Here is a 26214-nt window from a genome sequence, read left to right as displayed (position 1 = left end):
AGAATATATAAGTACATCTAATAGATTATGTATAAATGATTTGAAAATGTACCTATTATGTAAAAGGAATCCCTGCCAAAACATTATGGTAGGGATTGGATATCTTATTCATTTAATGCTGTTTCTAAAGTTTCTAAATTCCTGCGCATGATGCTAAAGTAATCATCTTTTTGCTTTATGTTCTCATCTGTAATCGCTTCAAGATTATGGAGAGTTAGTGACTTTGCCCCTATTTCATCTTGAATGATTTTAGCTACTTTTGGTGAAACATTCTGCTCAAAAATCACATAATGAATATTGTGTTCTGTAGATTCCTCAATAATTGTTTGCAACTCTTTCTGAGAGGGTTCCTGTGTAGGTGATAGACCTGATATAGCAATCTCTTCAATGCCATAACGCGCTTCCCAATATCCATAAGCTGCATGTGCAACTAATAATTCCTTCGTTTTTGCGCTTTCAATCGTTGTTTTAAATTCTTGATCTAGCTTTTCTAATTCACTTTTTAGTAGATTAAAATTAGCTTCGAACTCTGATGCATGTTCTGGCAATAAGTTACTCAAAGAATTTTTTATGTTATTTGCTAGATCAATAGAAAGGATAGGATCTAACCATACATGGGGATCTAAGTCACCATGGGCACCATTTTCTTCTTCATGGACCTCAGATTCTGTGTTTTCATCCTCATGGGATTCGCTTTCCGAGTGACCTTCTTCACCTTCATGATGATGCTCATCAGCAGATTCGATGAGAGCGATTCCTTGCGCAGCTTTTAAAACTTGTACGTTTTCCTTTACTAATGCTTCAGATGCTTTTTCTGCAAACCCTTCAATTCCAACTCCTGTATAGATAAATAAATCGGAATTGGCAAGTTGCAACATGTCTTTTGTTGAAGGCTCATAGGAATGCGCATCCACGTTAGGAGGATAGATACTTTTTACTTCGACATAGTCACCGGCAATTTTTCTTGTGAAATCTTCAAGCGGATAAATGGTAGTAAACACGGTTAGAGTGTCTTTAACATTATTTTCTTCTTCGGTTTTTATGACTTCTTGGGATCCACAACCAGTTAACAAAAGGCTAAAAGCTAGAATAGAGGTAGATATAAGTGTTGATATTTTCATATTTTGCTCCTTTTTAAAAAATGATAGTTTGTAATAAAACGAAATCATTACGTTTTACATTCTAAAATAAATCTATGCGTTTGTAAATGAATTTAGGAATCATTACGATTTATTTTTTTTAAAAAAGAAGGATGTAGGTTTTCCGCTTGACAGAAAAAAGAAATTTTGATAAAGTCCAAATCGTAACAATTTCGATTTGAAACCTAAAATAAAAAGGAGGACGATGTCATATGCGTGTAAACATAACCTTGCAATGTACTGAAACTGGCGACAGAAATTACATCACAACAAAGAACAAACGAAATAATCCGGATAAACTCGAGCTGAAGAAATATTCTCCTCGATTAAAACGATACACCATACATAGAGAAACAAAGTAGGAATTTGGGAAAGGGAAATAGGTCTAAAGGGAAATGGGGAAAATTCTCGCTTAGATAAGGAGAAATGCAGTTTGTAAATCGTAATAATTACGATTAAAAACGAAAGGAAGGAATACGATGAAAGACACAAAAATACCAGTAACTGTTTTAAGTGGATATTTAGGAGCAGGTAAGACAACATTATTAAATCATATTCTCCAAAACCGTGAAGGCTTAAAAGTGGCAGTTATTGTCAATGACATGAGCGAAATTAATGTGGATGCTGAACTGATTAAACAAGGCGGGGGGCTAAACAGAACGGAAGAAAAGCTTGTAGAACTTTCAAATGGGTGTATTTGCTGTACATTAAGAGAAGATCTCTTAATGGAAGTGGAACGGCTCGTTGAGAACGGAAATATTGATTACATTGTGATTGAATCAACAGGTATAAGTGAGCCAGTTCCGGTTGCTCAAACTTTTTCTTACATAGATGAAGAGTTGGGGATTGATCTAACAAAGCTTTGTAGACTCGATACCATGGTTACAGTAGTGGATTCCAATAGATTTTGGCATGATTTTGCATCGGGGGACCTCCTTTTGGAAAGAAGCCAGGCTGCTGGTGAAGAGGATGACCGAACTGTAGCGGACCTATTAATAGACCAAATTGAGTTTTGTGATGTTCTGATTCTTAATAAATGCGATTTACTTGAAGAGGAACAATTAAAAAAGCTGGAGGCTTTTTTAAGAAAGCTGCAGCCTTCAGCGAAAATTCATCGTTCTATAAAAGGAAAAATTCCTCCAACAGAGGTTTTGAATACGGGTTTGTTTGATTTTGAAACGGCAAGCGAATCTGCCGGTTGGTTAAAAGAATTGGAGGCACCGGAGCATACACCGGAAACGGAAGAGTATGGGATAAGCTCCTTCGTTTATAGAAGCTCGGTTCCATTTCATTCTGAAAGATTTAATCGCTGGGTGGAAGAAATGCCAGAAGAAATAGTGAGGGCAAAGGGAATCGTATGGTGTGCAACCAGAAATGACCTTGCTTTACTATTCTCGCAAGCAGGTACATCAGTCCAATTAGAGCCAGTTTCCTATTGGATTGCATCCTTGTCCCAAGAGCAACAAGCCCAGTATTTTCAGGAAGACCCTGCTTTAAAAGAAAGTTGGGATGAAAAGTTTGGAGATAGGAAAAATGAACTCGTTTTAATCGGAATCGGCATGGATAAAGACGTTGTGAAAAGTACGTTAGATCACTGTTTATTGACTGAAGAAGAGATGACACAAAATTGGAATCGAATGAATGATCCATTTGTATGGAACATTACTACTGCCGTGTAGCATACGTGAAACGGTCAGGAATAAACGCAAGAAGGTTAAATTAAATTAATTATTGATCTCACTCTAGAAACATTAAACACCTATATTCTTGCTTAAGTTCATACTAAAATGCAAAAACGATCATTTTGATTATGTTTTTTATGGTCATCTTCATCATGAACGTAAAGGATACTTGGATGATTTTATAATTCCCGTTAGTGATATCAACTAGGGAGTGATTAAATTGAAGAAAGTAAAATTAAGAAAAACTGGACAAATTTACCTTCCAAAAACTGTAGCTAAGATACTAAATATCAAAGTAGGTGATTTTATTAATATTTTTTTAGACGGTAAAAAAATTGTATTAACAAGTAGAGAAGGATTCGAACAAGAAAATAAGTGTATTTATAGCCGATCGGGCACCGTCCATATACCCGTTGAAATTAGAAAATTAAACAATATTAACTCAGACACATCTTTTACTATTAGTATTGATGAGAAAGAAAAAAGTTTATGTCTTATTCCTGAGGCTGACAAAGTGGTATTGGCTATTGATTAAGAAGGTTCGCAGGCGATTATAGTATACGCCGTCCAAACACATGCTGAATTTATTTTAAAAACTTTTAAACACTCACAAATGTTTGATACATCAATATTTGTGAGTGTTTTTTGTTTAAAGTGAATAGAGGGCTAAATAAAGTTTATTAGTAGAAATGCTGCGGTTAGATTGCCAAGAGCATGGGCTAACCATAGTATATATAGGTTATTTGTTTTTAACAAAAAATAACCACCCTTGAAGGATGGTCATAATTGCTTTAAAGGAGTAGTACTAATTATTTTTTTTTAGCAGTCCGTTGAGAGCCAAATCCGCTAAGAAACTCGCAGCCTCGTCTAATGGTAAAATTTCCGCTATTTGTTTGGTCATTTGAGGGTTTATCATATTTTGAAGGAAAATTTCAAGTAATCTAGGATCAACCTCTCTAAAAATATTTTCCTTTTGTCCATTTATAATAATCTCAGTATGTAGATTTTTTAATCCTAATAAAAAGGTTTGTTTAAACTCTTCATCATTTTCCTTTGAAACTAATAAATCAACAATCATAGGATGGATGTTTCCATACTTTTGAGAGATTTTTGCATAGCAGGCAAATATCTTTTTAACCTTTTCGACCGTTGATAGATTGGATTTCAAAATATCCACTTGTTCTTCGTAAGTTTCTGCAAGAACTTCATTGGCAACTGCGTTTGCCAATTGGTTCTTATTGTTAAACCGTCTATATACGGTTCCTACACCTACATTGGCTTCCACTGCGATTTCTTCAATTGTTGTATCTAAACCCTTTAGGGCGAAAACTTTTTTCGCAGCTTCAAGAATTTTAACCGCATTTTTATTGGCATCTCTTCTTTTAGAAGTAATGATAAATTCACTCTCCATATTCCAGTTGAGCTTCCCTTCTTCAAAAAATTATTAATGAGTCCTAATTATAGTTATTATAAAGTATTTAATGGAAAAAAACATGAGAATGGGAAAATGATTGACTATCTTGTAAAAAACTAGTAGATTGGTAATGAAAACGGAGTGCATATTCCGTTTTGCAAAAAACAAGTAGAGGATTGATTTGTTTTAAATTTTTAGAACAATCGAAATAGTGATAAAAAAATGGTTGACCAGCTTTTTAAAACCTAGTAGAATGTGATTGAAACGGAATATAGATTCCGTTTTTTAAAAAATTAAGAATGAAAACGCTTAAAGTATGAGGAGGAGAACAATGACGAAAGAACTAAAATTCGTGGATACGACTTTACGTGATGGAACCCAAAGTTTATGGGCAGCTGAATCTCGAATTGGAATGGTAGAGGCAGTAGCTGAAGAACTTGATCAAGCGGGGTTTGAGGTAGTAGAAGTTCCATTAATGCCATACAATTTTAAAAAAATTGCCCGTGAATTAAAAGAAGACCCATGGTTGTTAGCAGATATAGTGGCGGAGAAAATGCCAAATGCGAAAAAAGCATTCATGGGTGAACCAGGACTTGTTCTTTTTGAGCTATTAGAAACTCCTCCATCTGTTGCGAAGCTGTTCTATGATTTATTAATTGAACGGGGAGCACTGAATCGTGTACAGACCATGGCAAATATTTTTGGAAATTTAAAAACAGATTTCCCGTGGTTCCTGCCTTATTTACGCAGTAAAGGAATGGAAATTGCACACGCCATTGCCTACAGTATTTCGCCAAGACATACAGATGAATACTTTGCAGAGAAGACGAAAGAAGTAGTAAAAAATAAGCCAGATATTATTTATTTTAAAGATGCGGCAGGGTTGTTGACGGTTGAAAGTCTTAGAAGACTATTACCTATTATTATCGAAAATTCAAATGGAATTCCTGTAGAATTCCATGGTCATTGTACGACAGGAATTGCAGATGAGCTCTATGTTGAGGCGATGAAACTCGGTGTCCGAACTCTACATACCGGAATTCCACCATTGGCAAATGGTTCAGGACAGCCATCTGTATTGACAACAATAGCAAATGCAAAATATTTGAATTTAGATCATAACTTAGATATCGAACGTATTCAAAGAATTTCAGAGCGTCTCATGGTGGTTGCAAAGACTGACAATTTACCAATCGGTGCGCCGCTTGAGTACGATTACTCGCAATATATACATCAAGTACCTGGCGGTGTTATTTCAAATCTGCGCCATCAGCTGCAAGCGATGAATCTTCAAAATAGAGTAGATGAAGTAGTGGAAGAATCCATACGAATTCGTGCAGAACTAGGTTATCCAGTAATGATTACACCATATTCACAATTTATGGTAACACAAGCAGCAATCAATGTTGCTACAGGGGAACGCTACAAAGTGGTTATCGATGAATTGATTCAATTTGCAGCAGGTATCTATAGCGAAGATTCAGGTTACTTAATGATGGATCAAAATTTGAAGGATAAATTCTTGAGCTTACCACGTGCAAAAGAATTACATTATGAGCCAGTTGCAGATATACCAATCAAAAAATTGAAAGAGCAATTCGGCGGTCCGACACTCTCAGATGAAGAGTTCATGCTGCGTTATATCATGAAAGGGACAAAAGATATTGTGGAAATGCGAAAAGCAGGTCCGTATCGTCAATATTTTTCGGCTTCTACACCGATCGTCCAACTTTTAGACAAGTTAAGTAAACAACCATCTATAACACATGTACAAATTCAAGGCCGTGATAGCTCACTTATTTTAACAAATAACTGATTATTGTAAATGGACTGATTGTTTTGAATTAACCAAGAATATAGGAGGAATGAAAGATGAGCAAGAATCTTTTAGGTGTACTGAATGAAAAGGATGTAGAAACGCTAACCACGTTAATTGATAAATTAGAGGCGTCTTCTTTTAACTTTTTAAAATTAGAAAATCAAGATATTAAAATTGTGATCGGTAAAAATGGTGTAACTGAAAATGCTGAAACTAACGTTCAACAAGCAAGTAACGTGGAACAAATAGAACCACAACAAATCACACAGCTTGAAGCTGCGGCAGCAATCGAAGTACCGGTAGAAGAAGCAGAGGTAGTGGAAGAAAAGCAAGGAGTAAAGACAGCAGAAGAAATTGTGACGATCAATGCAGAAACTACCGGGTTATTCTATGCACAACCTGAGCCTGGTGCTGAGCCGTATGTAAAAGTGGGTGACACGGTACAAAAAGACTCTACCGTTTGTTTAATTGAAATTATGAAAGTATATAGTGCTATTGCGGCCGGTGTAGAAGGCGTTATTACTGAAATTCATGTTGAAGATGCAGATTTAGTAGAAGTGGGACAACCATTATTCTCAGTAAAAGTGAAATAAATCTATAAGAAGAGAGGGGATAGTTGAATGGCAATTTCACGTATTTTCATAATTAATCGTGGTGAAATAGCAGTACGTATTATTCGAACATGTAAAGTTTTAGGTATTGAAACGATTGTGGCTGTTTCAGAAGCAGACAAAGATAGTTTGCCAGCGAGATTAGCAGATAAAGCCGTTGTGATTGGACCAGGACCTGCAACGAAAAGTTATCTTAATATCCCAACAATCATATCGACAGCTGTATCCGTTGGAGCGGATGCCATCCATCCAGGGTATGGATTTTTAGCAGAAGTGCCGGCATTAGCAGAGGCTTGTGCAGAAAATGGAATTATCTACGTTGGTCCACAGCCAGATCATATTTTGAAAATGGGGAATAAGCTTGTTGCACGTGCGATTGCACAAGAATGTGATGTACCTGTTCTTCCAGGTTCAGAAAAGGTAGCTACATATGAAGAAGTCCTTCAAACGATTGAAAAAATTGGTTTGCCTGTTATGTTAAAAGCAGCTGCTGGCGGCGGGGGCCGCGGTATGAAGATTGTTACTGACAGAGCACAAGTGAAAACCGTTTTTGAATCTGCTTCAGCAGAAGCTAAGGCTGCTTTTGGAGACGGAACGATGTACGTAGAAAAGTATATTGCCAATGCTCGTCATATCGAAGTTCAGGTACTTGGAGATAAATATGGCAACGTGGTTCATTTGGGTGAACGTGATTGTTCGACACAGCGCCGTCATCAAAAATTAGTGGAAGAAGCGATGGCACCGATTATTTCAGAAGAGCTTCGCCAAGATATTCGCAATGCAGCAGTAAAACTAGCTGAAAATATTTCTTATGAAAATGCTGGTACGGTAGAATTTATCGTTGATCAAGACGAAGCAACATTCTATTTCCTTGAAATGAATACACGCATTCAAGTCGAACACCCAGTTACCGAAACAATCACGGGTGTGGATTTAATTCAAGAGCAAGTGAACGTGGCCAACGGAGAAACACTACGTTTTGCCCAATCAGATATTCAATTCAATGGCCATGCCATCGAGTGCCGAATCAATGCAGAAGAACCAGCGGAAGGATTCCGCCCAACTCCAGGAGTGATTACAAAATGGGAAATGCCGCAAGGTCCTGGGGTACGAGTAGATACGCATTGTTACCAAGGATATAAAGTGCCGGTCTATTATGATTCCATGATTGCAAAAGTAATTGTTCATGGAAATACCCGTGAACATGCGATTCAAAGAATGCTCGTAGCTTTAGATGAGTTTGCAGTAGAAGGAATCAGCACGACCATCCCATTCTTAAAACAAGTTTTGCAGGATGAAGATTTTGCAAGCGGTCATGTGCATACACGTTTATTGGAAAAAATTATGGCTTAAATCTTCTTTAGAAGTTTGCCTTTTTAATAGAATCCTATTGAAATGGGCAGTTTCCTATCATATAGATTCTAGTTTTAGATATAAATAAAAGGAGGATACTAGAATGGAAAAATTAATTATCACTGTCGCGCCAACAGGAGATTTTGCGACGAAGGCCCATACTCCATACTTACCGACGACACCGCAAGAAATTGCTGACTCTATTTATGAATCATGGCAGGCAGGTGCCGCTATTGCTCATATTCATGTTCGAGATGAAGAGGGAATCCCGACACTGGATACTGAGAAGTATTGTGAAGTAAGAAGATTATTAGACGAAAAGAACTGTGATATCATTATCAACTATACTACTGCCGGTGGAGAACTTAGAGATGTAACCAAACGTTTTCCTGTTGTGGAATTACAACCTGAGCTTGCTTCCTTTGACGCAGGGTCTTTCAACATAGGACCGAACGCATTTATTCATACTCCTGCCATGCTGGAACAATTGGCGGAAGTGATGCAGAATAATAACGTGAAACCAGAACTTGAAGTCTTTGATGTTGGGATGATTCATAATGCGTTACGCGTTGCCAAAAAGGGATTAATCAAACCACCATTCTTTTTCCAATTTGTATTAGGGGCACAGGGTGGAATCCCGGCGACACCTGAAAATCTGATGTTTATGAAGAGCAATATTCCGGAAGGAGCTCTCTGGTCAGCGATTGGAGCCAGTAAAGATCAGTTAATGATTAATACGATGACGATTTTACTTGGCGGGCATGTACGTGTCGGCATGGAGGATGCTGTGTATTTCCGCAAGGGGGAACTAGCAACTTCTAACGCTCAATTTGTAAAGAGAATTGTAGAATTAGCGCATACATTAGGCCGGGAAGTGGCTACACCAGATGAAGCGAGAGAAATGATCGGGTTAAAAGTGAAAAAGGCAATCAACTCTTAAAGTAACATCTGAAGGGAGGTAGTGAAAATGATTGTAGAGTACACGTTTAAGGTCAGATGGGGAGATACGGATGCTGCGGGAATTGTGTTTTATCCAAACTTTTATAAATGGATGGATGAAGCTACACATGAATTTTTAGCCAGCATTGGGCTGCCATCTTCTACCTTGTACAGTGAGCAGCAAGTGAGTGTTCCACTACTCGAAGCGCATTGTGAGTTTAAGAGTCCATTATTTTTTGAAGACGCTGTCATCGTTCGTAGTTCGGTTGTAGAAATGCAACGAAAAGTATTCAAAATAAGTCACAAGTTTTTTAAAGATGAAAAAATGGTCGCAGAAGGATATGAAATCCGTGCTTGGACATCGTTTAAAGAAAAACCAAAAGCTTATCCGATTCCAGATGAGGTAAGGGAAAAAATGATGCCTGCAAATGCTGAGAAAGTAATGAATTGATGTAAAAGTTGAAACTGCTGATTGCCAGTATTACACTGAGCATCAGTAGTTTTATTTTTTTGCTTGAAATCATAATGATTTATCGAACGTTATCTTTTAAAGCGGCATTTTTTCAAGTTAAAGGTATCCGGAGATGAACAATGTTCTGCGTATTAACATATCTAATCTCATTTAGGTAATTTTAGTAGTAGTGTTACTAATTAACAGAGAGGTGGTGATCACATGAATGGTAAAAAAATAACGGTAATAGGAAGCATTAACATGGATTTAGTAACAAGTACTAACCAAATACCGGAGGTCGGCGAAACGGTGTTAGGTCATTCATTCCATTCAATACCGGGTGGAAAGGGTGCGAATCAGGCTGTGGCCGCAGCCCGGCTTGGCGCGGATGTAAAGATGGTCGGTGCTGTAGGGGATGATTCTTTTGGTAAAACACTCGCGGATCATTTAAGCAATCAAGGAATAAACACCGAAAATATCATGAAAGTGAAGGATAGTTCTACTGGAATTGCTTCCATTACAGTATCAGAGGGAGACAACAGTATTATTGTTGTATCTGGGGCAAATAACCATGTCACACCAGAGGTAATCGAAAAAAATGAAGATAAAATAATAAATAGCCATATTCTCTTATTACAATTGGAGATTCCCCTTGAGAGTGTTATCAGAGCTGTAGAACTTGCAAAAAAGCATAGGATCATCACGATCCTAAATCCGGCGCCTATTCAAAAGCTTCCGAAGGGATTACTAGAGATGGTAGATTATCTGACACCGAATGAACATGAACAAGCCCTGCTATTTACTTCAATAGAAGGGACAGAACAAGAAGTAGAAAAATTAAAAGAAAAATGTATTGTAACAAAAGGATCCAAAGGGGTAATGATTAATAAAAACGGCGAGGAAATAGAAATTCCCAGTATTCAGGTTGAGGCTGTGGATACAACAGGTGCAGGAGATTCCTTTAATGGTGCATTGGCTGTTGCTTTGAGTGAAGGGGCTGAAATCGAAGAGGCATGCAGGTTTGCCAATGTTGTTGGGGCAATTTCTGTTACGAAGCTAGGGGCACAAAGCGGAATGCCAACGAAAAAGGAAGTTGAGGAATTTTTAAAAATACATAATTTGGAGTGAGGTTGAATGAAGCCAGTTATACTGGATGTGGATACAGGTATTGATGATGCACTCGCGATTGCCTATGCCTTGAACTCTCCGGAGTTAGAAGTCATTGGTTTGACAACATGCTTTGGGAATGCGCCCATTGAATCTACCACCCGCAATACTTTAGTGGTGTTAGAGAAGCTTGGAAAAATGGTTCCTGTCTATGCAGGAGCAGATAAACAGCTAAAAGGAGGGTTAAAAAAATACCCCACACATGTTCATGGGGAAGATGGCCTGGGTAACCAAGTTGATAGGACTCCTGAAAAGAGAGCAGAATCTGAAGGTGCAGTGGATTATATCATTAATCAGGTAATAAAGCAGCCGCACGAGATTACGATTATAGCAGTGGGGCCGCTTACAAATCTAGCGCTCGCTGTTAAGAAAGAACCTGAAATTGCTTCTCTTGTAAAAGAGGTAATCATTATGGGCGGCGCTGTCTTTACGGCTGGAAATGTTACCCCTTATAGCGAAGCGAATATCATCACTGACCCTGAAGCTGCTGATATTGTGTTTTCATCCGGGCTGCCAGTAACGATTGTAGGGCTTGATGTGACGATGAAGACACTATTACCAAGAGAAGCATTAACAGATTGGCGGGATTTGAAAAGGGACGCGGCACATTTTTTTGCTGATATGACCAGTTTTTATATGCAATCTTATGAAACGCATCACCCAGGTATTGGCGGCTGTGCCCTGCATGACCCACTGGCAGTAGGTGTGGCAATTGACCCTAGTTTCGTTAAGAAAGAAGAATGGAGTGTTAAGGTTATCTTAGAAGGGGAAGAGAGAGGGAGAACAATTGCGCACACTGAAGGTGGGCCGAAGATTCAAGTATGTACCCACGTAAAATCAGAAACCTTTTTAAAGCATTTTCTGGGTCGGATTTTTTAGAGTTAGGTAAAACCCAGCTATCCTTACATCTTTGTTTTAATTATTGCTATCTCATATAATAGAAATAAGACTCGGATCAGCGCTTAGAGTATATTTATGGTGAATTCTCAATGTAAAAGCCTTATTTAAATAGGCTTTGTTATAGGGAGATCTTGATTTTTTATACGAAAATCTTTATAAAGGACAAATCTCACTGGGAATTCTCCTGATTTGTCTTTCATTGACCTTATGGAGGACAAATCTTACTACAAATTCTCCTGATTTGACTTTCATTGCCCTTATGAAGGACAAATCTTACTGGAAATTCTCCTGATTTGTCTTTCATCACCCTAATGAAAGAGAAAGCTTAAAGGGAACTCTCCTGATTTGTCTTTCATTGCCCTTATGAAGGACAAATCTCACTGCGAACTTTCCTGATTAGTCTTTCATCACCCTTATGAAGGACTAATCTCATGGTGAACTTTCATGATTTGTCCTTCATCAGCATTTTATACAGTTATACTAATTTTCAAAAATGATATTTAACAAGGCTTAAATAGTAGAAAATAAAACCGGTCGAATTGATTGGCTTTCTAAGCAAAAGATAAAGAGGGAAGGGAAAAACGATGGATTTCGATATAGTAATGAAAGAACTAGAATCGCTTGGTAAGGAACGAATCAAAAAGACATACATAAGCAATGGAGCACATGAGCCGCTATTTGGCGTAGCAACAGGTGCCATGAAGCCACTCTCAAAGATAATTAAGAAAAATCAGCCTTTGGCCGAGCAGCTTTACGCAACTGGGAACTACGATGCCATGTATTTTGCCGGCATTATTGCGGACCCAAAAGCAATGACGGAGGCAGATTTCGATCGTTGGATCGAAGCTGCGTATTTTTATATGCTGAGCGATTATGTGGTTGCCGTAACGTTGGCAGAAGCAGATATTGCGCAAAAGGTAGCCGATAAATGGATCGCGAGCGGTGAAGAACTGAGAATGTCCGCAGGCTGGAGCTGTTACTGCTGGCTATTGGGTAATCGTAAGGACAGTGAATTTAATGCAGACAAGCTTGCTAGTATGCTTGATCAGGTGAAAATTACGATTAAAGATGCTCCTGAACGAACTAAATCGGCTATGAATAACTTTATCTACACAGTCGCTATTTCCTATGTGCCGCTCCATGAAAAGGCGGTTGAAACCGCTAAGGCAGTGGGTCCGGTAGAAATGATGCGGGACAAGAAAAAAAGCAGTATTCTCCATGCCTCTGAAAATATTCAAAAGGAATTAGATAGAGGGAGGCTTGGTTTCAAACGCAAATATGTAAGGTGTTAGGATGGTTAACAAATTTGAGGTCCCGCTGGTAAATACTGGTGGGCCGATTTGCCGTTTAGGAATATGAATTGAACTTTCTTAGTAAAAATAATGTGATAGTATAGATAGAATATGCTCGGTATCGTAGGGAGAGGCTTTCTTCCATTTATATAGCTGAATGACTGTATCAATACAAAGAAAAGAGGATATCCATTGCAAGTAAATAGGAACAACTCAGAAAAACTATGGACAAAAGACTATTGGCTAACGTTTATTTATGCTATGTCCACATCTATTGCAAGCAATATGTTAATGACTGGACTCCCGTTATACGCAATCCACTTAGGCGGAGATAGTTCGATTTCAGGAATGCTTTTTGGTTTCTTCATGTTTGTAGCGATCCTCTTTAGACCTTATTTTGGTAAACTATCAGATGAAAAGAGTCGTAGAATTGTGCTCATTATTGGTGCTGTGACCACCGCATTTATTACTCTTTCTTATCTTGTTGCTTTTTCTATTAGTCTACTACTGATATTAAGAAGTTTACACGGAATAGGATTTAGTGCTACCACTAATGCTTCCGGAACAATTATTTCGGATATTGTGCCAAAAAGTCGTTTGGCTGAGGGTGTTGGTTATTTCGGATTATCCAGTACAATCGCAACGGCCGTAGGGCCTGCTTTAAGCATATACCTGATTCAACAATTCAATTATCAAATCTTATTCATTGTTGCCGGTTTGATTGGCTTGCTTTCCATTGTTTGCAGCCTATTTATTAATTATGAAAAAAGAAATCCAACCTTTGTTGGTAAAGCCACTGAAAGAAAAACAAAAAGAAAAATTTCGGAATTGCTTTTTGAAAAAACAGCGATTCCCACTGGTGTAGTTACCGCATTTGTTTATGTTGGGATGGGGGCATCGTTAACCTTTATTCCAATTTTTGCTCTTTCTTTAGGGATTGAAGACATCGGTTTATATTATACGTTTTATTCATTTGCTCTATTGTTCACAAGAATTGTTGGAGGGAAATTGGCAGATAAATATGGAAGTTCCTACGTTATCATCCCTGGTTTAGTCATCATGACGCTATCGTTTGTCGTCTTAGCCAATGCCCAATCACTTGGAGGTTTTATTCTTTCAGGCGTCCTTTATGGATTGGGATTAGGTTCTGTAGAGCCAGCTTTGAATGCGATTATGATCAAGCTTTGTCCGCCTGATAGAAGAGGCGCTGGAAACTCAACGTTTTTTACAGCCAAAGATATAGGCGGGGGAGTGGGAGCCATTGCATTAGGATTTATTTCCCTTCATGCTGGTTTCAAAGCAGTATTTTTATATAGTGCATTATGTATTATTCTTGCCTTTTTGGCATATGTTTTCATCCTTCGAAGACAAATGAGAAACGTAAAGAGAGATGAAGAGTTAAAATTGCAGGCCAATATAGTTTAGATTTATAATATTCATTTATTTGCTATACTAAATTTATTCCTGTTAAATAACCCAAGAGGTTATTCTTTTTTTATATAAATATTTCTAAATATTATTTATATTTTCAATATATATAGTATACGAGTAATATGGATTTTACTTTTGAATGGAGGGTAACTAACCTATGAAACATCACCTAGAAGAAGAGAGTAATGATTTTTATATCGAAAAATTGCAAGTTGGACACTGGGTAGATACGAATATTCTTTTTTTACCTCCTACAACTAGTTTAAAAGATGCAGCAGAATTTATGATAAAACAACAATTAAATGAAGTGGCGGTTACGGATGAAAATCGTCACTTTCTTGGTATATTGTCTTTAGGTATGGTAACGAAAGCTTTATTAAAAGATGTTTCTCCGGATATATCGATTGAGAACCATTTTGACAAACAGGCTAAAACTTTATACTTTCAAGAAGTATTATCGATTGTTTCATTAACAAAAGGGAGTATACCAGTTGTTGATAAACAAAATGTATTGCTAGGCATGTTAAATCAACATGATGTTTTAGATGGATTAGCAAAAACTTACCAAGAGTTAGAGCGATTGGAAAAGACTATCGAATGGTTGAGTATTTGTTTTGATAATGTCTCTGAAGGAATTGTAGTGGTTAACGAAAATGGGTTCGTCAAAATGATTAATAAAGCATATTGTAATTATTTAGGAGTTGAACAAAAGTCAGCAATCAATCAACATGTTGTAAATATCATTGAAGGCACACGATTACATATGGTCATTCAAACGGGTATTCCTGAACATAATCAAGTTCAATTTTTGCAAGGTCAAGAAGTCGTTGCCCACCGCATCCCTATTTGGAAAAACAATAAAATCATCGGGGGAATAGGTATCCTTGTTTTTCAAGGAGTTTCTGAACTTTATACCATTTTTGATAGAATTCAGGAATTAAATGGAACAACGGACCTGACATCCGTAAATATTGAACAGCCAAAACGAAAAGAAGAACCCACTACTTTTAACCAAGTCATTGGAAAGAGCGAACGGTTTATCCATGCAAAAAACATTGCCCGGCGTGCTGCACAAACCTCTGCCTCTATATTAATTACCGGAGAAAGCGGCGTAGGAAAAGAGATCTTTACAAAGGCTATTCATTCCCTGAGTAAATATAGTGAAGGTCCGTTTATCAGTGTGAACTGTGCTTCAATTCCAGAGCATTTACTTGAATCTGAACTATTTGGATATGAAGAAGGTGCGTTTACTGGTTCGAGAAAAAAGGGGAAACCAGGAAAATTCCTTTTAGCCCATAAGGGGACATTGTTTTTAGATGAAATTGGAGATATGCCTTTACATATGCAATCAAAAATATTACGTGTTTTACAGGAACGGGAGGTAGAACCAGTAGGAGGTTCGAAACCGATTCCCGTTGATTTCCGGCTCATTGCGGCTACAAACTGTTCAATTAAGGAAATGGTAAAGGAAAATAAATTCCGAGAAGACCTATATTATCGTATCAATGTTATCCCCATTACGATTCCGCCGCTAAGAGAAAGAAAAGAAGATATCCCACTTTTGATTGGGCAATTTATGAAAACAATCTGTGAGAAATATCAAATACCACTGAAAGATATAAGTAAAGAAACCGTTGCGGGTATGATGGAATATACATGGCCAGGAAATATCAGAGAGTTATTTAATGTGATGGAAAGGCTTATCACATTGGTAGATGGTCAAGGAATTTATTTTGATGACTTTCAACGCTACTTCTTGGAACGGAATAAAACGAATAAAGAACAGGCAATCGAGTATCAAATGTTGGAGAGGGAAATTGCCCCGATTACCTCCTTACATACACTGAAACGCTCTGAACTACAAAAGGAAAAAGAGCTTCTCATACAAATACTAAAAGAAGAACAAGGGAATAAGACACGTGCGGCTAAGAAGCTAGGTATTTCAAGGGCTACTCTATATAATAAAATAAAAGAGTTCAACCTATAAAAGTGTCCAATCAATTAAACGTAGTGTCTAAACTTTCAAACATTTTGTCTAATAGTTTAGACGCTTTTCGTTTTAAATGTTTCGAATATTTACTATTTTCCCAAAGATGTAAGTTGGCACACTTCTTGCAGTATAAAGGTTATAAATACAAACAATGATTTGGGGGTGTCGCATGCTTAGTTTTATTGGTCTTTTCCTAAGCTTGGCTTTATTAATTCTATTTACAATGCGAGGAGTAAATATTATTATTGCTGCCGTTCTCTGCTCTACTTTGCTTGCGTTAACAAGTGGTTTGTCCTTGGAGAAAGCGCTTACGGAAAATTATATGACTGGATTCACTGGTTATTTTGCTTCATGGTTTCTCGTATACCTATTAGGCGCTATTTTTGGAAAGGTAATGGAGGAAACGAAAGCCGCAGATTCCATTGCGGAATGGGTAAAAGTCAGAGTGGGTGCAAAACGAGCAGTCTTTGCCGTTGTGGCGGCTTGTGCATTAATGACATATGGGGGAGTAAGTATTGCAATCGTTGGTTTCTCTGTTTATCCGATTGCTGTTTCCTTATTCAAAGTAGCCAATCTGCCTCATCGATTTATCCCTGCAGCGATCGTTTTCGGATCCATCTCTTTTACGATGACTGCACCGGGATCTCCGGAGGTTCAAAATCTTATTCCAATGCAGTTCTTTGGAACACAGCCTACTGCAGGAGGATGGATTGGTGTAATCACTGCGATATTTATCATGGTTTCAGGGGGCTATGCCCTTAAGTACATGGTTACAAAGGCAGTGAAAAATGGAGAGTCGTTTGCCTTACCAGGTTCGCAAAAAGGAAGTGGAAGTGCCCTTTCTGAAGTGGCAGCAGCTTTAGAAACGCAAACAAATGAAAAACTGCCGCCTTTCATTTTAGCTATTTTGCCATTAGTCATGGTTGTCGCGGTATTAAATGTTGCTTCAAGGTTTATTTCTCCAACTGCAGCCGCATTATTAGGTTTATTCTCAGGGGTCATTGTTGGATTAGTCTTAATGAATCAATACTCTAGGAAGTATAGCGCCATCTTTGGAAAAGGCAGTGAAAACGCTATTGTAGCAACGGCAAATATATGTGCGGTCGTTGGTTTCGGTGCAGTAGCCCAACAGTCACCCGCTTTTGGATCAATTGTCGATTCACTTGTGAGTATGCCTGGAATGGCATATGCCGGATTAGCAGCAGCTGTAACGATTATTGCGGGAATAACAGGTTCAGCATCAGGAGGACTTGGAATTGCACTACCTATTTTAGCACCTGCCTATATGGCACAAGGGCTTGATCCAGGTGCGATGCATCGGATTTCATCGCTTGCTTCTGGCGGACTTGATTCTCTTCCTCATAATGGATATATTGTCACAACCATCCGTGCCGTATGTAATGAAACGCATGAGAAAGCATACATGCCTATCTTTGTTCTTACAGTTGGAATTTCATTGATTGCACTCGCACTAGCTGTCTTGTTATACACATTCATGGGTTAGTAATCGATCAACTTAATAAAGGAGGAATAATAATATGAGTAACCTATCAAAGATTGCCTTCATCGGGTTAGGGAATATGGGCCTTCCGATGGCTATTAATCTTGTAAAAGCGGGGTATGAAGTTTATGGAGTAGATACGATTTCAGAGGCTGAACACAAATTTTCGCAAGCTGGCGGAAAAATCGGAGTGGCTCCTGCTATTTTAGCGAAGGAAGTAGACATTATTATGACAAGTCTTCCAACGCCACAAATCGTAGAGAAAGTGTATCTGGGTGAAAATGGAGTGATAGAAAATGCACACCCTTCGCTAACTATTATTGATTTTAGTACAATCTCTCCTCAATTAAATGAAAATGTCTATACTGTTTCAAAGGAAAAAGGGATTGACTACCTAGGTGCTCCCGTAAGTGGAAGTGTATCTGGTGCAGTGAATGGAACTCTTACCATCATGGTAGGCGGAGAAAAATCTGTTTATGAAAAATCCCTTCCAGTTCTGCATGTACTTGGAGATAATATCTTTCATTTAGGTGAAAGTGCTGGTACTGGAACGGTTATTAAACTATTAAATAATCTAATGATCGGCTTCTATACGGAGGCAGTAGCTGAAACCGTTGCATTAGGGGAGCAGATGGGTGTAGATGCACAAACGATCTATGATGTATTAAGCGTAAGTTTTGGGCAAAGCAGAATCTATGAAAGAAACTACAAAGGGTATATTGCTCGAAACGACTTTAACCCTGGATTCTCTACAAACCTATTACTAAAAGACCTAAAACTAGCAAAACAAATGGCGGCGGAAGTTGGAAGCCCTCTCCCGATTGGGGATCAATTAATTGATTTATATACAAAGGCTGTAGAAAAAGGATATGGTCCACAGGATATGTCAGCCGTCTATCTAATGGTGAAAGAGTCTATCGAAGAAAACAATCTCGTGACATCAAAAAATTAATTAGGAGGAGAAATGAACATGACTACTACAACACAAAATACAGTAAAAAAATTAACCCATTTTATTGGCGGTGAAATGACGCCAGGTAAAAGTGAACGCTTCGGGGAGGTATATAGCCCATCTACAGGTGAAGTCATTGGATTATGTCCTCTTGCATCAACAGAGGAAGTAAATGAAGCGGTTGAAGTGGCACATGCTGCATTCGAAAAATGGAAGAGAGTATCATTAGGAAAAAGAGTAGAGGTTCTTCATCGTTTTAGAGGTTTATTAGTGAAAGAAATGGATTGCCTGGCTGAAATGATAGGTTTGGAAAGTGGAAAAACAATCGCTGATGCAAAAGGAGAAATTGTTCGTGGAATTGAATCTGTTGATTTAGCTATCAATGCCCCACATTTGTTAAAGGGAGAATACTCCGTAAATGTGGGTGGAGATATTAATTCGTTCTCGATTAAACAACCGTTAGGCGTGGTGGCTGCAATCTCTCCATTTAACTTTCCAGTTATGGTACCACTAGCAATGACATCTATGGCGGTAGCGGTCGGAAATGCCGTAATCTTAAAACCTTCCGAAAAGGTTCCGAACTCTGCCTTATATGTATCGGAGCTTTGGAAAAAAGCTGGCTTGCCGGATGGAGTTTGGACCGTTATCAATGGAGACAAAGAAGCTGTAAATACGATCCTAACAAATCCAAAGATTCATGCGATTAGTTTTGTTGGATCTACTCCAGTTGCTGAATACGTGTACACGGAAGGAACCAAAAATAATAAGCGTGTAGCAGCTTTTGGCGGCGGAAAAAATCATATGATTATCATGCCTGATGCAGATTTAGATCAAGCGGTAACCGCATTTCTAGGTGCGGCATACGGATCTGCTTCACAACGTTGTATGGCTATTTCTGCAGCGATGCCAGTTGGGGAAAAAACAGCTGAAGCATTTGTAACCAAATTGAAAGCTCGTGTAGCAGAGCTTAAAGTGGGAGCATATACAGATGAAAGTGCAGACTTTGGGGCTGTCATTTCTCAGCAATCAAAAGATACGGTTCTTAAGTATATTAATGAAAGTCTTGAAGAAGGCGCTGTTTTAACCGTAGATGGTCGTAATCCTGAAGTGAATGTACCAGAAAAGGGATTCTACTTAGGAGCCACTCTTTTAGATCATGTTACTCCAGATATGAAAATATACCGTGATGAAGTATTTGGGCCAGCACGTATCGTCGTACGGGTTAGCACATTAGACGAAGCGATTAACCTAATTAATAGTCACGAATTAGGTAATGGGGTTACCATCTACACTGAAAGTGGTCCTGCCGCAAGAAAGTTCACACAAGAAATTGAAGTAGGAATGGTTGGTGTGAACGTCCCGATTCCAATTCCAGTCGGATACCATAACTTTGGAGGATTAAAACGTTCGAAATTCGGTGAAGCCCACATGTTTGGACCAGATACAGCACGCTTCTTCACAAAGTCTAAAACGGTATCGGAAAGATGGCCCGAAGCCAAGGAAGAAAGCAAGACAGAGTTTGCTTTCCCTAGTAGTAATTAATAATTACGTTATTCGTGAACATCATGTTTCACTCATAATTATTAATCGATTGGAGGAATATGTATGAAGGCAATTGTTATCAACGAATTTGGTGGTCCTGAAGTCTTAAAAATTGTTAATCTGGATACTCCTTCAATCAGCACAAACCAACTATTAATACGCGTAGAAGCAACTAGTGTCAATTTTGCTGATATACAGACAAGGCAAGGTACCTATCATGCGGCAGGGAAGCCTCCGATTATTCCTGGTTTAGATGCCGCAGGAATCATTGAGGCTGTAGGTTCAGATGTAAAAGGCTTTAAAGTGGGACAACGAGTGATTGCTTTTCCAAAAACCGGATCATATTCGGAATATATCACGGCAGATGAAAATCTTACTTTTGCCATCCCAAATAACGTTGATTTTCGGACAGCAGCAGCAAGTCCAGTCGTTGCTTTTACGGCTTATAAACTTCTCGCCGATGTAGGCAGGGTGCAACCGGGTGAAACGGTTCTGATCCATGCAGCGGCAGGAGGCGTTGGGACGACAGCGATCCAGCTGGCGAAAATCTTAGGTGCGAGCTGTGTTATTGGAATCGTAGGAAGTGAAAACAAGGTTTCGACTGCGATAGAAGCGGGGGCAGACCATGTCATTTGTTACGAGAAGGATGAATTTGCGCCTAAAGTTAATGAACTAACCAATGGAAAAGGAGCCGATGTCATTTTAGACTCCATTTCTGGTAAAGTGACAGAAAAGAGCCTGGATTGTTTAGCGATGTATGGGCGTTTGGTCAACTTTGGGAATGCGAGCGGTGATTTCGGTCAATTTATTACGAAAGATTTGCATGCCAGCTGTCGAGCTGTTCTAGGATTTAGTTTAGGTACGACGAGAAATAACCGTCCGGAACTATTACGTGAACCGGCTAAACGGTTAATGAGTTATTTAGCAGAAGGTCGTTTGAACATGAAGGTCGGAAAAAGTTTTAAAATGGAAGAGGCTGCAGAAGCACATCGTTTGGTGGAGAGCAGAAAAAGCACAGGAAAAGTTTTATTGGAAATGAACAAATGATGTGAGTCGGCACTTCTTGACATCGTTGTGGGAAGTTAAATTTTATGCAGAAAGATCAAGTCGTTATATTGAAAGGATGCTTTGCTTCTATCAGGGAGTAAAGCTTTTTTTCCATTAATGTTGCTGGCTTTTCAGAATTATTTATTAGTTTAAATATATATCTTATTCAAAGAAATGGAGGAGAAGAAATGATGAAAACACGAGTAACAGAGATTTTCGGAATTAACTATCCAATTGTACAGGGAGGACTTGCTTACCTCGCCTATGCTGAACTGGCGGCAGCAGTTTCGAATGCAGGTGGACTCGGACAAATTACGGCGGCTACACTACGTACACCTGAAAACTTGCGGAATGAAATTCGTAAAGTGCGAACACTAACAAATAAGCCATTCGGTGTAAACTTTGCAATTGCGAGACACGACGGTCAATATCAGGAGTTGCTTGAAGTTGCTATTGAGGAAAAGGTACCGGCCATATCTATAACTGGGGCTAACCCACAACCTATCTTTGAACGGATTAAAGGGGAGAACATAAAAACGCTTGTCCTTGTAGCAGGTGTTAGACAGGCACAAAAAGCCCAAGAACTTGGTGCAAATGCGGTAATGGCGGTTGGGCAGGAAGGTGGAGGACATTTAGGACGTGATGGAATTGGTACAATGGTGCTTATTCCGCGTGTGGTTGATTCTGTATCAATCCCAGTATTGGCAAGTGGAGGCATTGGAGATGGACGAGGTTTATTGGCGTCATTGGCTCTAGGAGCAGAAGGAATTGAAATGGGTACTCGCTTTATTGCAACCCAAGAGTGTATTCATGCAAATGAAAAATATAAGCAGGCAATCCTTCATGCCAAAGAGACGGATACAGTAATTATTAAAAAAACAATAGGCTCACCAGGACGAGTTTTGAAAAATGACTTTGCTTTAAGTATTATCGAACGCGAACAGGGAGGAGCAACTTATGAGGATCTGAAAGATGTGATTAGCGGTGAAGCTAATTGCAGGTATATCTATGATGGAAATGAATCAGAAGGCTTCGGATGGGCTGGGCAGGTAGTTGGGCTTATCAACAATATTCCTACGGTTCAGGAATTATTTGATGAGATAATTCTAACAGCAGAAAAAGGATTAAGTCATATAGGTAATCTTTTCGAAAGAACGGACGCATAGATTATATTACTATATTTATTGCAAAAGAATCTAAGCGGGGGAATCGATGAGTTAAGGGAATATTTTCAAGTATACTTAATGGATAGCATTTGCTGCGCTAAAGGGAATGTTATTTCCTCCACCCGAATACCCGAGCTGCTTCTATCAGGTAAAAAGAAGGAAACGGAAAAATTATTAAACTGGAAATTTTTTTCCCCTTGATAAAATCATGTTTATAGTAGAATTTTAAAATAATCAGGGCCCTTCTGGAAAATACAGAAGGGCCCTTGTTGTCGCCTATGGAAAATGATTGAAACGAGGCAATTTAATGCGAAAAGAGCAAAATTGCAGGCGAGTGTAAGTTTAGATTAATAGATTTATTAAAAGTGTAGGTACGTACAATTTTTTGAAACGGCGTCTACTTTACGTCACACTTTACCCCTGCCCCAATTTTTGTTTCAATCCCTGCATAAATTCTCTTGTCACCATTGGTACGTGCTTTGTTTTTGGCAAGACGCTGATTAAATAAGAGGTACTATAATCTGTGTCTGTATCCACATACGGAATGGGGACAATACTTCCATTTAGCACGGAAGGGTCATTCCGGATCCAATATTCTGTAAAGATTCCCGTCGCGAGGTTACTGGCAATTAGTTGTTTGATTACATCGTGATTGTTTGAATATAAAACCACGTTTCCTTCTCCGTAATCTAGAAATATTTTGTTCCAAAATCTTTCCGCGAATTTTTCATTTCGAATCACTAATGGCTGTCGTATCAATTCCTCGGGACCTATTGTCTTGTTATATGCCAATGGGGAATGTTTACTAACGCAAACCATTACGTTTGATTGCAAGAGCACTTCCAGTGATATTCTAGGATCTTCTATCTTTAGTGTCTCATCCGTTCCTAAAACTAGACCAATATCAAAAAGATTATTTTTTATCGCTTCAATAATGTTATGGGTATCGTTCTCCTGGATTTCAATTTGCACGTGTGGAAAATCCTGTCTAAAAGAATGAATAAGGTCTGGAAGAAAAGTTGAAAAATAGATGGACGAAGCGGCTATTTTTAATTCCCCTTTTACCTTGGTATGCTCCTGTCCAAGGTTTCTCATGTCCATTAATTTGCTTATTATCTCTAGAGAAAGTTTAATCACTGCTCTACCCTCTTCGGTACATACACTTCCCAAGCGAGACCTTTTAAAAATTTTAACTCCAAGTTCTGATTCCAGGCTGGAAATGGCTTGACTAATTGCAGAATGTGATACATGTAGCTTTTCAGCTGCTTTTCCAATCGTTCCTTGCTCAGAAACTTCTATTATATAGTGAAGATGGTCGGTATTCATATTTCATTTACCTCCTCTTTAAAATTCAATTGATAGGTTTATTGTAAGTTTTTCTTACTATATTGTAAATATTCTTAACTTTATCTTTATTATGAATTCACATACTATTGGAGTAAGGAGTTTGGAGTTCTTCCAAATGAAATCTTAATCCTGGATAAAGTGAGGTGAAATAGCTCAATGATTACAAAAAAGGTTCGCATTCAATTTGTCGACACAGACATGTCAGAGCGTATTCATTACAGTTCGATTTTCCGCTATTTTGAAATTATGGATCACGACTTTTTTAGACGTATTGGTTATCCCTATAAGAAAATCTTTACATTAGGTTTGGATATGCCACGGGTACATGTAGAGTGCAGCTATTTAGGCAATATTCGTTATGATGATGAACTAGAAATTCAAGCTACTATTGCAAAAATCGGAAATTCATCCTACACGTTACAATTTTGTTTTTACAATAAAGATGAACTAGTGGCGAAAGGTCGTTTGACAAATGTGTTTATTGACACTTCATCAGGTAAATCCGTAAAAATACCAGAGTTTATCAAAGAGGAATTAGTAAAGCATCTTGATCCAGTGTCCGTTTAGTTTTAAAAGTAGAATAGCAAACTACTAAACTGAGTTTAAAAAAATAAGGAGGAATCCAATTATGGCAAAAAGAAAAATTATTGTTACGGTTGCACCAACAAGTAACTTCCACGGGAAAGAAGCAAATCCTGCACTTCCAGAGCAGCCAAAAGAAATCGCAGAAGAAGTTTACCGCTGTTTAAATGCTGGTGCATCGATTGCTCATATTCATGCTAGAGATCTAAATGGAAGACCAACCAATGATGTGAATGTTTTTAAGGAAATTAAGGCTGAAGTCACTGCTAAAAGTAATATCATTACCCAATTTAGTACAGCTCCTGCCATGGTTCCAGAAAGCCATATTGATGATGGTTTACAAGTATTAGAGGCAGAGCCCGAAATGGCTTCACTTGATTGTGGATTAATGCAGGCGTATACGCCAAACTTTATTAAACCTACTTTATGGGACCGTAATTGGCTCATCAGTGCAGCGAAGAAAATGAAAGAACTCAATATTAAACCTGAGATGGAAATCTTTAACCATGCACAGCTTGAAGACGTATTAAATATCTTTATGCCGATGGGTATCATCGATGGTCCAGTTTCTTTTAATTTTGTATTTGGCATGCAGAAGATTAATCAAGGCTCCATCCAATTCAGTATGGAAAACTTAACACACATGGTTCGTAAGTTACCAGAAGGTGTATTCTTTGGTGCAATGGGAATTGCGCAACAGCAGCACCAGGCAACAATTGCATCCCTCCTTCTAGGTGGAAATGTTCGCGTTGGCTTTGAGGATAATATTTACTATCGACGAGGAGAACTTGCGACAAGTAACGCCCAGCTAGTTGAGAGAATCGTAGGAATCGCTACTGATTTAGGGTACGAGATTGCGTCACCTGATGAGGCTAGAGAAATGCTAGGGATTAAAAAAGTCGAAGCGACTCAAAATAAATAATTCGGGAAGCCAGGGGACGGTTCTGTTGGTCTTCACTAATGTTACAAAAAAGCCGTGAGAACCGTCCCTTTGGTTTTTCCTTTGGTTTTTGGGGGGAGAAACAGTGAAATTTTACGATTTAAGTGTTTATTGGGAAGCGAATCCCATGGCTGAGCCATGGCCGCCGAGGGTACAATTTTCAGATAGCGCGGAAGAAGCGGTGAAGCTGGCAGATAAGCTTGATATCCAACCTGCTGATTTTCAAGATGGCCTAGCTCTTGCTGTAGAAAGTGTCAGTGCAGAGGTTTTTACTCACATCGGAACCCATTGTGATGCTCCTATTCATTTTGGTCCGATTACCGAAGGGAAACCATCTCGCACTATTGACCAACTGCCTCTTGAGGAATTCTATGGGAACGGTGTTATTTTAGATATGCGTCATAAAGAACCGAGAAGCGGGATTAGTGTTGAAGATGTACAGAAGGCACTGGCAGATATGGAGTACAGTATTAAACCTAAAGACATTGTCCTCATCATGACTGGGTATGATAAGTACATTTATGATGAAAAGTATCTTAGGGACCAGCCGGGTATGACGGGTGAGGCAACGGAATGGCTGATTGATCAAGGGGTTAAGCTTATGGGCATTGACGCCTACACTTTTGATCGTCCATTTGGTGCGATGGTTGAGGACGTTAAAGCCGGAAATAAGAGTGCTTTGTTCCCAGCCCATTTTATCGGACGGAAAAAAGAGTATTTCCACCTGGAGAAACTCGCAAATCTGGATCAGGTGCCTGTAAAACATGGCTTTACTTTTTGCGCATTTCCAATTAAAGTCAAAGGCGGCACGGCAGGTTCTGTGCGTGCAGTGGCAATCGTTGAATAAAATAAATGTATACATTTTTTCTACCCAAGGACGACAATGAAATCAATTGTTGTCCTAATTTTTTTGTCAAAATTATCAGGTAAAAACAGTGAAATTATTCAA

The 26214-nt window shown here is 38.6% G+C and carries 24 protein-coding genes; 21 read left to right on the top strand and 3 right to left on the bottom strand.

Annotated features, from left to right (window positions below):
• Positions 1–104 precede the first annotated feature (104 nt).
• On the bottom strand, positions 105–1121 hold the full coding sequence (locus AC2TFD_RS19155; RefSeq protein ID WP_484673770.1) for a metal ABC transporter solute-binding protein, Zn/Mn family: 1017 nt from the start codon (positions 1119–1121) through the stop codon (positions 105–107).
• 230 nt (positions 1122–1351) lie between these two features.
• Between AC2TFD_RS19155 and rpmG the strand changes: the two genes are divergently transcribed.
• From rpmG to AC2TFD_RS19140, 3 genes are all read left to right on the top strand, one after another.
• Positions 1352–1501 (top strand): 50S ribosomal protein L33, encoded by a 150-nt coding sequence (gene rpmG, locus AC2TFD_RS19150; RefSeq protein WP_484673769.1) that lies wholly within the window; start codon positions 1352–1354, stop codon positions 1499–1501.
• Between the two features lie 117 nt (positions 1502–1618).
• The gene (locus AC2TFD_RS19145) at positions 1619–2818 is read left to right on the top strand and encodes a GTP-binding protein (protein WP_335568130.1); all 1200 of its coding nucleotides are present in this window, start codon (positions 1619–1621) and stop codon (positions 2816–2818) included.
• 223 nt (positions 2819–3041) lie between these two features.
• Complete coding sequence (locus AC2TFD_RS19140) at positions 3042–3356, top strand: AbrB/MazE/SpoVT family DNA-binding domain-containing protein (protein ID WP_484673768.1); 315 nt, start codon at positions 3042–3044, stop codon at positions 3354–3356.
• 270 nt (positions 3357–3626) lie between these two features.
• Here the strand turns inward: AC2TFD_RS19140 and AC2TFD_RS19135 are convergent, their stop codons facing one another.
• A complete protein-coding gene (locus AC2TFD_RS19135) occupies positions 3627–4232 on the bottom strand; it encodes a TetR/AcrR family transcriptional regulator (RefSeq protein ID WP_335567846.1) in 606 nt (201 codons plus the stop codon).
• Between the two features lie 334 nt (positions 4233–4566).
• Between AC2TFD_RS19135 and AC2TFD_RS19130 the strand changes: the two genes are divergently transcribed.
• The 15 genes from AC2TFD_RS19130 to AC2TFD_RS19060 all read left to right on the top strand — a co-directional run bounded on the left by AC2TFD_RS19130 (position 4567) and on the right by AC2TFD_RS19060 (position 22396).
• Positions 4567–6051: a hypothetical protein gene (locus AC2TFD_RS19130; RefSeq protein ID WP_335567847.1), complete on the top strand. Its 1485-nt coding sequence runs from the start codon at positions 4567–4569 to the stop codon at positions 6049–6051.
• A 56-nt stretch (positions 6052–6107) separates the two neighbouring features.
• A complete protein-coding gene (locus tag AC2TFD_RS19125) occupies positions 6108–6647 on the top strand; it encodes an acetyl-CoA carboxylase biotin carboxyl carrier protein (RefSeq protein WP_335567848.1) in 540 nt (179 codons plus the stop codon).
• Positions 6648–6674: 27 nt separating this feature from the next.
• Positions 6675–8018, top strand: a complete 1344-nt coding sequence (locus AC2TFD_RS19120) for an acetyl-CoA carboxylase biotin carboxylase subunit (RefSeq protein WP_484673767.1) — start codon at positions 6675–6677, stop codon at positions 8016–8018.
• A gap of 103 nt (positions 8019–8121) precedes the next feature.
• The gene (locus AC2TFD_RS19115; protein ID WP_335567850.1) at positions 8122–8958 is read left to right on the top strand and encodes a beta-keto acid cleavage family enzyme; all 837 of its coding nucleotides are present in this window, start codon (positions 8122–8124) and stop codon (positions 8956–8958) included.
• Between the two features lie 30 nt (positions 8959–8988).
• Positions 8989–9408, top strand: a complete 420-nt coding sequence (locus tag AC2TFD_RS19110) for an acyl-CoA thioesterase (protein WP_484676346.1) — start codon at positions 8989–8991, stop codon at positions 9406–9408.
• Positions 9409–9630: 222 nt separating this feature from the next.
• Positions 9631–10536: a ribokinase gene (rbsK, locus tag AC2TFD_RS19105; protein WP_335567851.1), complete on the top strand. Its 906-nt coding sequence runs from the start codon at positions 9631–9633 to the stop codon at positions 10534–10536.
• Positions 10537–10542: 6 nt separating this feature from the next.
• The gene (locus AC2TFD_RS19100; RefSeq protein WP_484673766.1) at positions 10543–11454 is read left to right on the top strand and encodes a nucleoside hydrolase; all 912 of its coding nucleotides are present in this window, start codon (positions 10543–10545) and stop codon (positions 11452–11454) included.
• A 605-nt stretch (positions 11455–12059) separates the two neighbouring features.
• Complete coding sequence (locus AC2TFD_RS19095; protein WP_335567853.1) at positions 12060–12767, top strand: DNA alkylation repair protein; 708 nt, start codon at positions 12060–12062, stop codon at positions 12765–12767.
• A gap of 192 nt (positions 12768–12959) precedes the next feature.
• Positions 12960–14192: an MFS transporter gene (locus AC2TFD_RS19090; RefSeq protein ID WP_335515609.1), complete on the top strand. Its 1233-nt coding sequence runs from the start codon at positions 12960–12962 to the stop codon at positions 14190–14192.
• 163 nt (positions 14193–14355) lie between these two features.
• On the top strand, positions 14356–16185 hold the full coding sequence (locus AC2TFD_RS19085) for a sigma 54-interacting transcriptional regulator (protein ID WP_484673765.1): 1830 nt from the start codon (positions 14356–14358) through the stop codon (positions 16183–16185).
• A 172-nt stretch (positions 16186–16357) separates the two neighbouring features.
• Positions 16358–17692 (top strand): GntP family permease, encoded by a 1335-nt coding sequence (locus tag AC2TFD_RS19080; RefSeq protein ID WP_335512901.1) that lies wholly within the window; start codon positions 16358–16360, stop codon positions 17690–17692.
• Between the two features lie 34 nt (positions 17693–17726).
• Entirely contained in the window at positions 17727–18641 is a 915-nt protein-coding gene (locus AC2TFD_RS19075; protein ID WP_484673764.1) for an NAD(P)-dependent oxidoreductase, read from the top strand.
• A gap of 18 nt (positions 18642–18659) precedes the next feature.
• On the top strand, positions 18660–20183 hold the full coding sequence (locus AC2TFD_RS19070) for a CoA-acylating methylmalonate-semialdehyde dehydrogenase (RefSeq protein ID WP_335512906.1): 1524 nt from the start codon (positions 18660–18662) through the stop codon (positions 20181–20183).
• Positions 20184–20246: 63 nt separating this feature from the next.
• Positions 20247–21230 carry a quinone oxidoreductase family protein gene (locus AC2TFD_RS19065; RefSeq protein WP_484673763.1) on the top strand — a complete coding sequence of 328 codons (984 nt, stop codon included), beginning with the start codon at positions 20247–20249 and terminating at the stop codon, positions 21228–21230.
• A gap of 191 nt (positions 21231–21421) precedes the next feature.
• A complete protein-coding gene (locus AC2TFD_RS19060) occupies positions 21422–22396 on the top strand; it encodes an NAD(P)H-dependent flavin oxidoreductase (protein ID WP_484676345.1) in 975 nt (324 codons plus the stop codon).
• A 414-nt stretch (positions 22397–22810) separates the two neighbouring features.
• Here the strand turns inward: AC2TFD_RS19060 and AC2TFD_RS19055 are convergent, their stop codons facing one another.
• Positions 22811–23722 (bottom strand): LysR family transcriptional regulator, encoded by a 912-nt coding sequence (locus AC2TFD_RS19055; protein ID WP_484673762.1) that lies wholly within the window; start codon positions 23720–23722, stop codon positions 22811–22813.
• Positions 23723–23899: 177 nt separating this feature from the next.
• Here AC2TFD_RS19055 and AC2TFD_RS19050 point away from each other — a divergent pair, with 177 nt between their 5' ends.
• From AC2TFD_RS19050 to AC2TFD_RS19040, 3 genes are all read left to right on the top strand, one after another.
• Positions 23900–24310, top strand: a complete 411-nt coding sequence (locus tag AC2TFD_RS19050) for an acyl-CoA thioesterase (RefSeq protein WP_484673761.1) — start codon at positions 23900–23902, stop codon at positions 24308–24310.
• Positions 24311–24371: 61 nt separating this feature from the next.
• On the top strand, positions 24372–25247 hold the full coding sequence (locus AC2TFD_RS19045) for a beta-keto acid cleavage family enzyme (protein ID WP_484673760.1): 876 nt from the start codon (positions 24372–24374) through the stop codon (positions 25245–25247).
• A 103-nt stretch (positions 25248–25350) separates the two neighbouring features.
• On the top strand, positions 25351–26112 hold the full coding sequence (locus tag AC2TFD_RS19040; protein ID WP_484673759.1) for a cyclase family protein: 762 nt from the start codon (positions 25351–25353) through the stop codon (positions 26110–26112).
• The last annotated feature ends 102 nt before the right edge of the window (positions 26113–26214 follow it).

Source organism: Neobacillus sp. plas4, from assembly GCF_057221695.1.
Note: the sequence above shows the minus strand (reverse complement) of the source record. Positions and strands in the feature narration are given on the sequence as shown.

Excerpts from the sequence above, each read along its gene's own strand:
- AC2TFD_RS19155 (WP_484673770.1), bottom strand. The coding sequence starts at position 1,121 with ATGAAAATATCAACACTTATATCTACCTCTATTCTAGCTTTTAGCCTT.
- rpmG (WP_484673769.1), top strand. The coding sequence starts at position 1,352 with ATGCGTGTAAACATAACCTTGCAATGTACTGAAACTGGCGACAGAAAT.
- AC2TFD_RS19145 (WP_335568130.1), top strand. The coding sequence starts at position 1,619 with ATGAAAGACACAAAAATACCAGTAACTGTTTTAAGTGGATATTTAGGA.
- AC2TFD_RS19135 (WP_335567846.1), bottom strand. The coding sequence starts at position 4,232 with ATGGAGAGTGAATTTATCATTACTTCTAAAAGAAGAGATGCCAATAAA.
- AC2TFD_RS19130 (WP_335567847.1), top strand. The coding sequence starts at position 4,567 with ATGACGAAAGAACTAAAATTCGTGGATACGACTTTACGTGATGGAACC.
- AC2TFD_RS19125 (WP_335567848.1), top strand. The coding sequence starts at position 6,108 with ATGAGCAAGAATCTTTTAGGTGTACTGAATGAAAAGGATGTAGAAACG.
- AC2TFD_RS19120 (WP_484673767.1), top strand. The coding sequence starts at position 6,675 with ATGGCAATTTCACGTATTTTCATAATTAATCGTGGTGAAATAGCAGTA.
- AC2TFD_RS19115 (WP_335567850.1), top strand. The coding sequence starts at position 8,122 with ATGGAAAAATTAATTATCACTGTCGCGCCAACAGGAGATTTTGCGACG.
- rbsK (WP_335567851.1), top strand. The coding sequence starts at position 9,631 with ATGAATGGTAAAAAAATAACGGTAATAGGAAGCATTAACATGGATTTA.
- AC2TFD_RS19100 (WP_484673766.1), top strand. The coding sequence starts at position 10,543 with ATGAAGCCAGTTATACTGGATGTGGATACAGGTATTGATGATGCACTC.
- AC2TFD_RS19095 (WP_335567853.1), top strand. The coding sequence starts at position 12,060 with ATGGATTTCGATATAGTAATGAAAGAACTAGAATCGCTTGGTAAGGAA.
- AC2TFD_RS19085 (WP_484673765.1), top strand. The coding sequence starts at position 14,356 with ATGAAACATCACCTAGAAGAAGAGAGTAATGATTTTTATATCGAAAAA.
- AC2TFD_RS19080 (WP_335512901.1), top strand. The coding sequence starts at position 16,358 with ATGCTTAGTTTTATTGGTCTTTTCCTAAGCTTGGCTTTATTAATTCTA.
- AC2TFD_RS19075 (WP_484673764.1), top strand. The coding sequence starts at position 17,727 with ATGAGTAACCTATCAAAGATTGCCTTCATCGGGTTAGGGAATATGGGC.
- AC2TFD_RS19070 (WP_335512906.1), top strand. The coding sequence starts at position 18,660 with ATGACTACTACAACACAAAATACAGTAAAAAAATTAACCCATTTTATT.
- AC2TFD_RS19065 (WP_484673763.1), top strand. The coding sequence starts at position 20,247 with ATGAAGGCAATTGTTATCAACGAATTTGGTGGTCCTGAAGTCTTAAAA.
- AC2TFD_RS19060 (WP_484676345.1), top strand. The coding sequence starts at position 21,422 with ATGAAAACACGAGTAACAGAGATTTTCGGAATTAACTATCCAATTGTA.
- AC2TFD_RS19055 (WP_484673762.1), bottom strand. The coding sequence starts at position 23,722 with ATGAATACCGACCATCTTCACTATATAATAGAAGTTTCTGAGCAAGGA.
- AC2TFD_RS19050 (WP_484673761.1), top strand. The coding sequence starts at position 23,900 with ATGATTACAAAAAAGGTTCGCATTCAATTTGTCGACACAGACATGTCA.
- AC2TFD_RS19045 (WP_484673760.1), top strand. The coding sequence starts at position 24,372 with ATGGCAAAAAGAAAAATTATTGTTACGGTTGCACCAACAAGTAACTTC.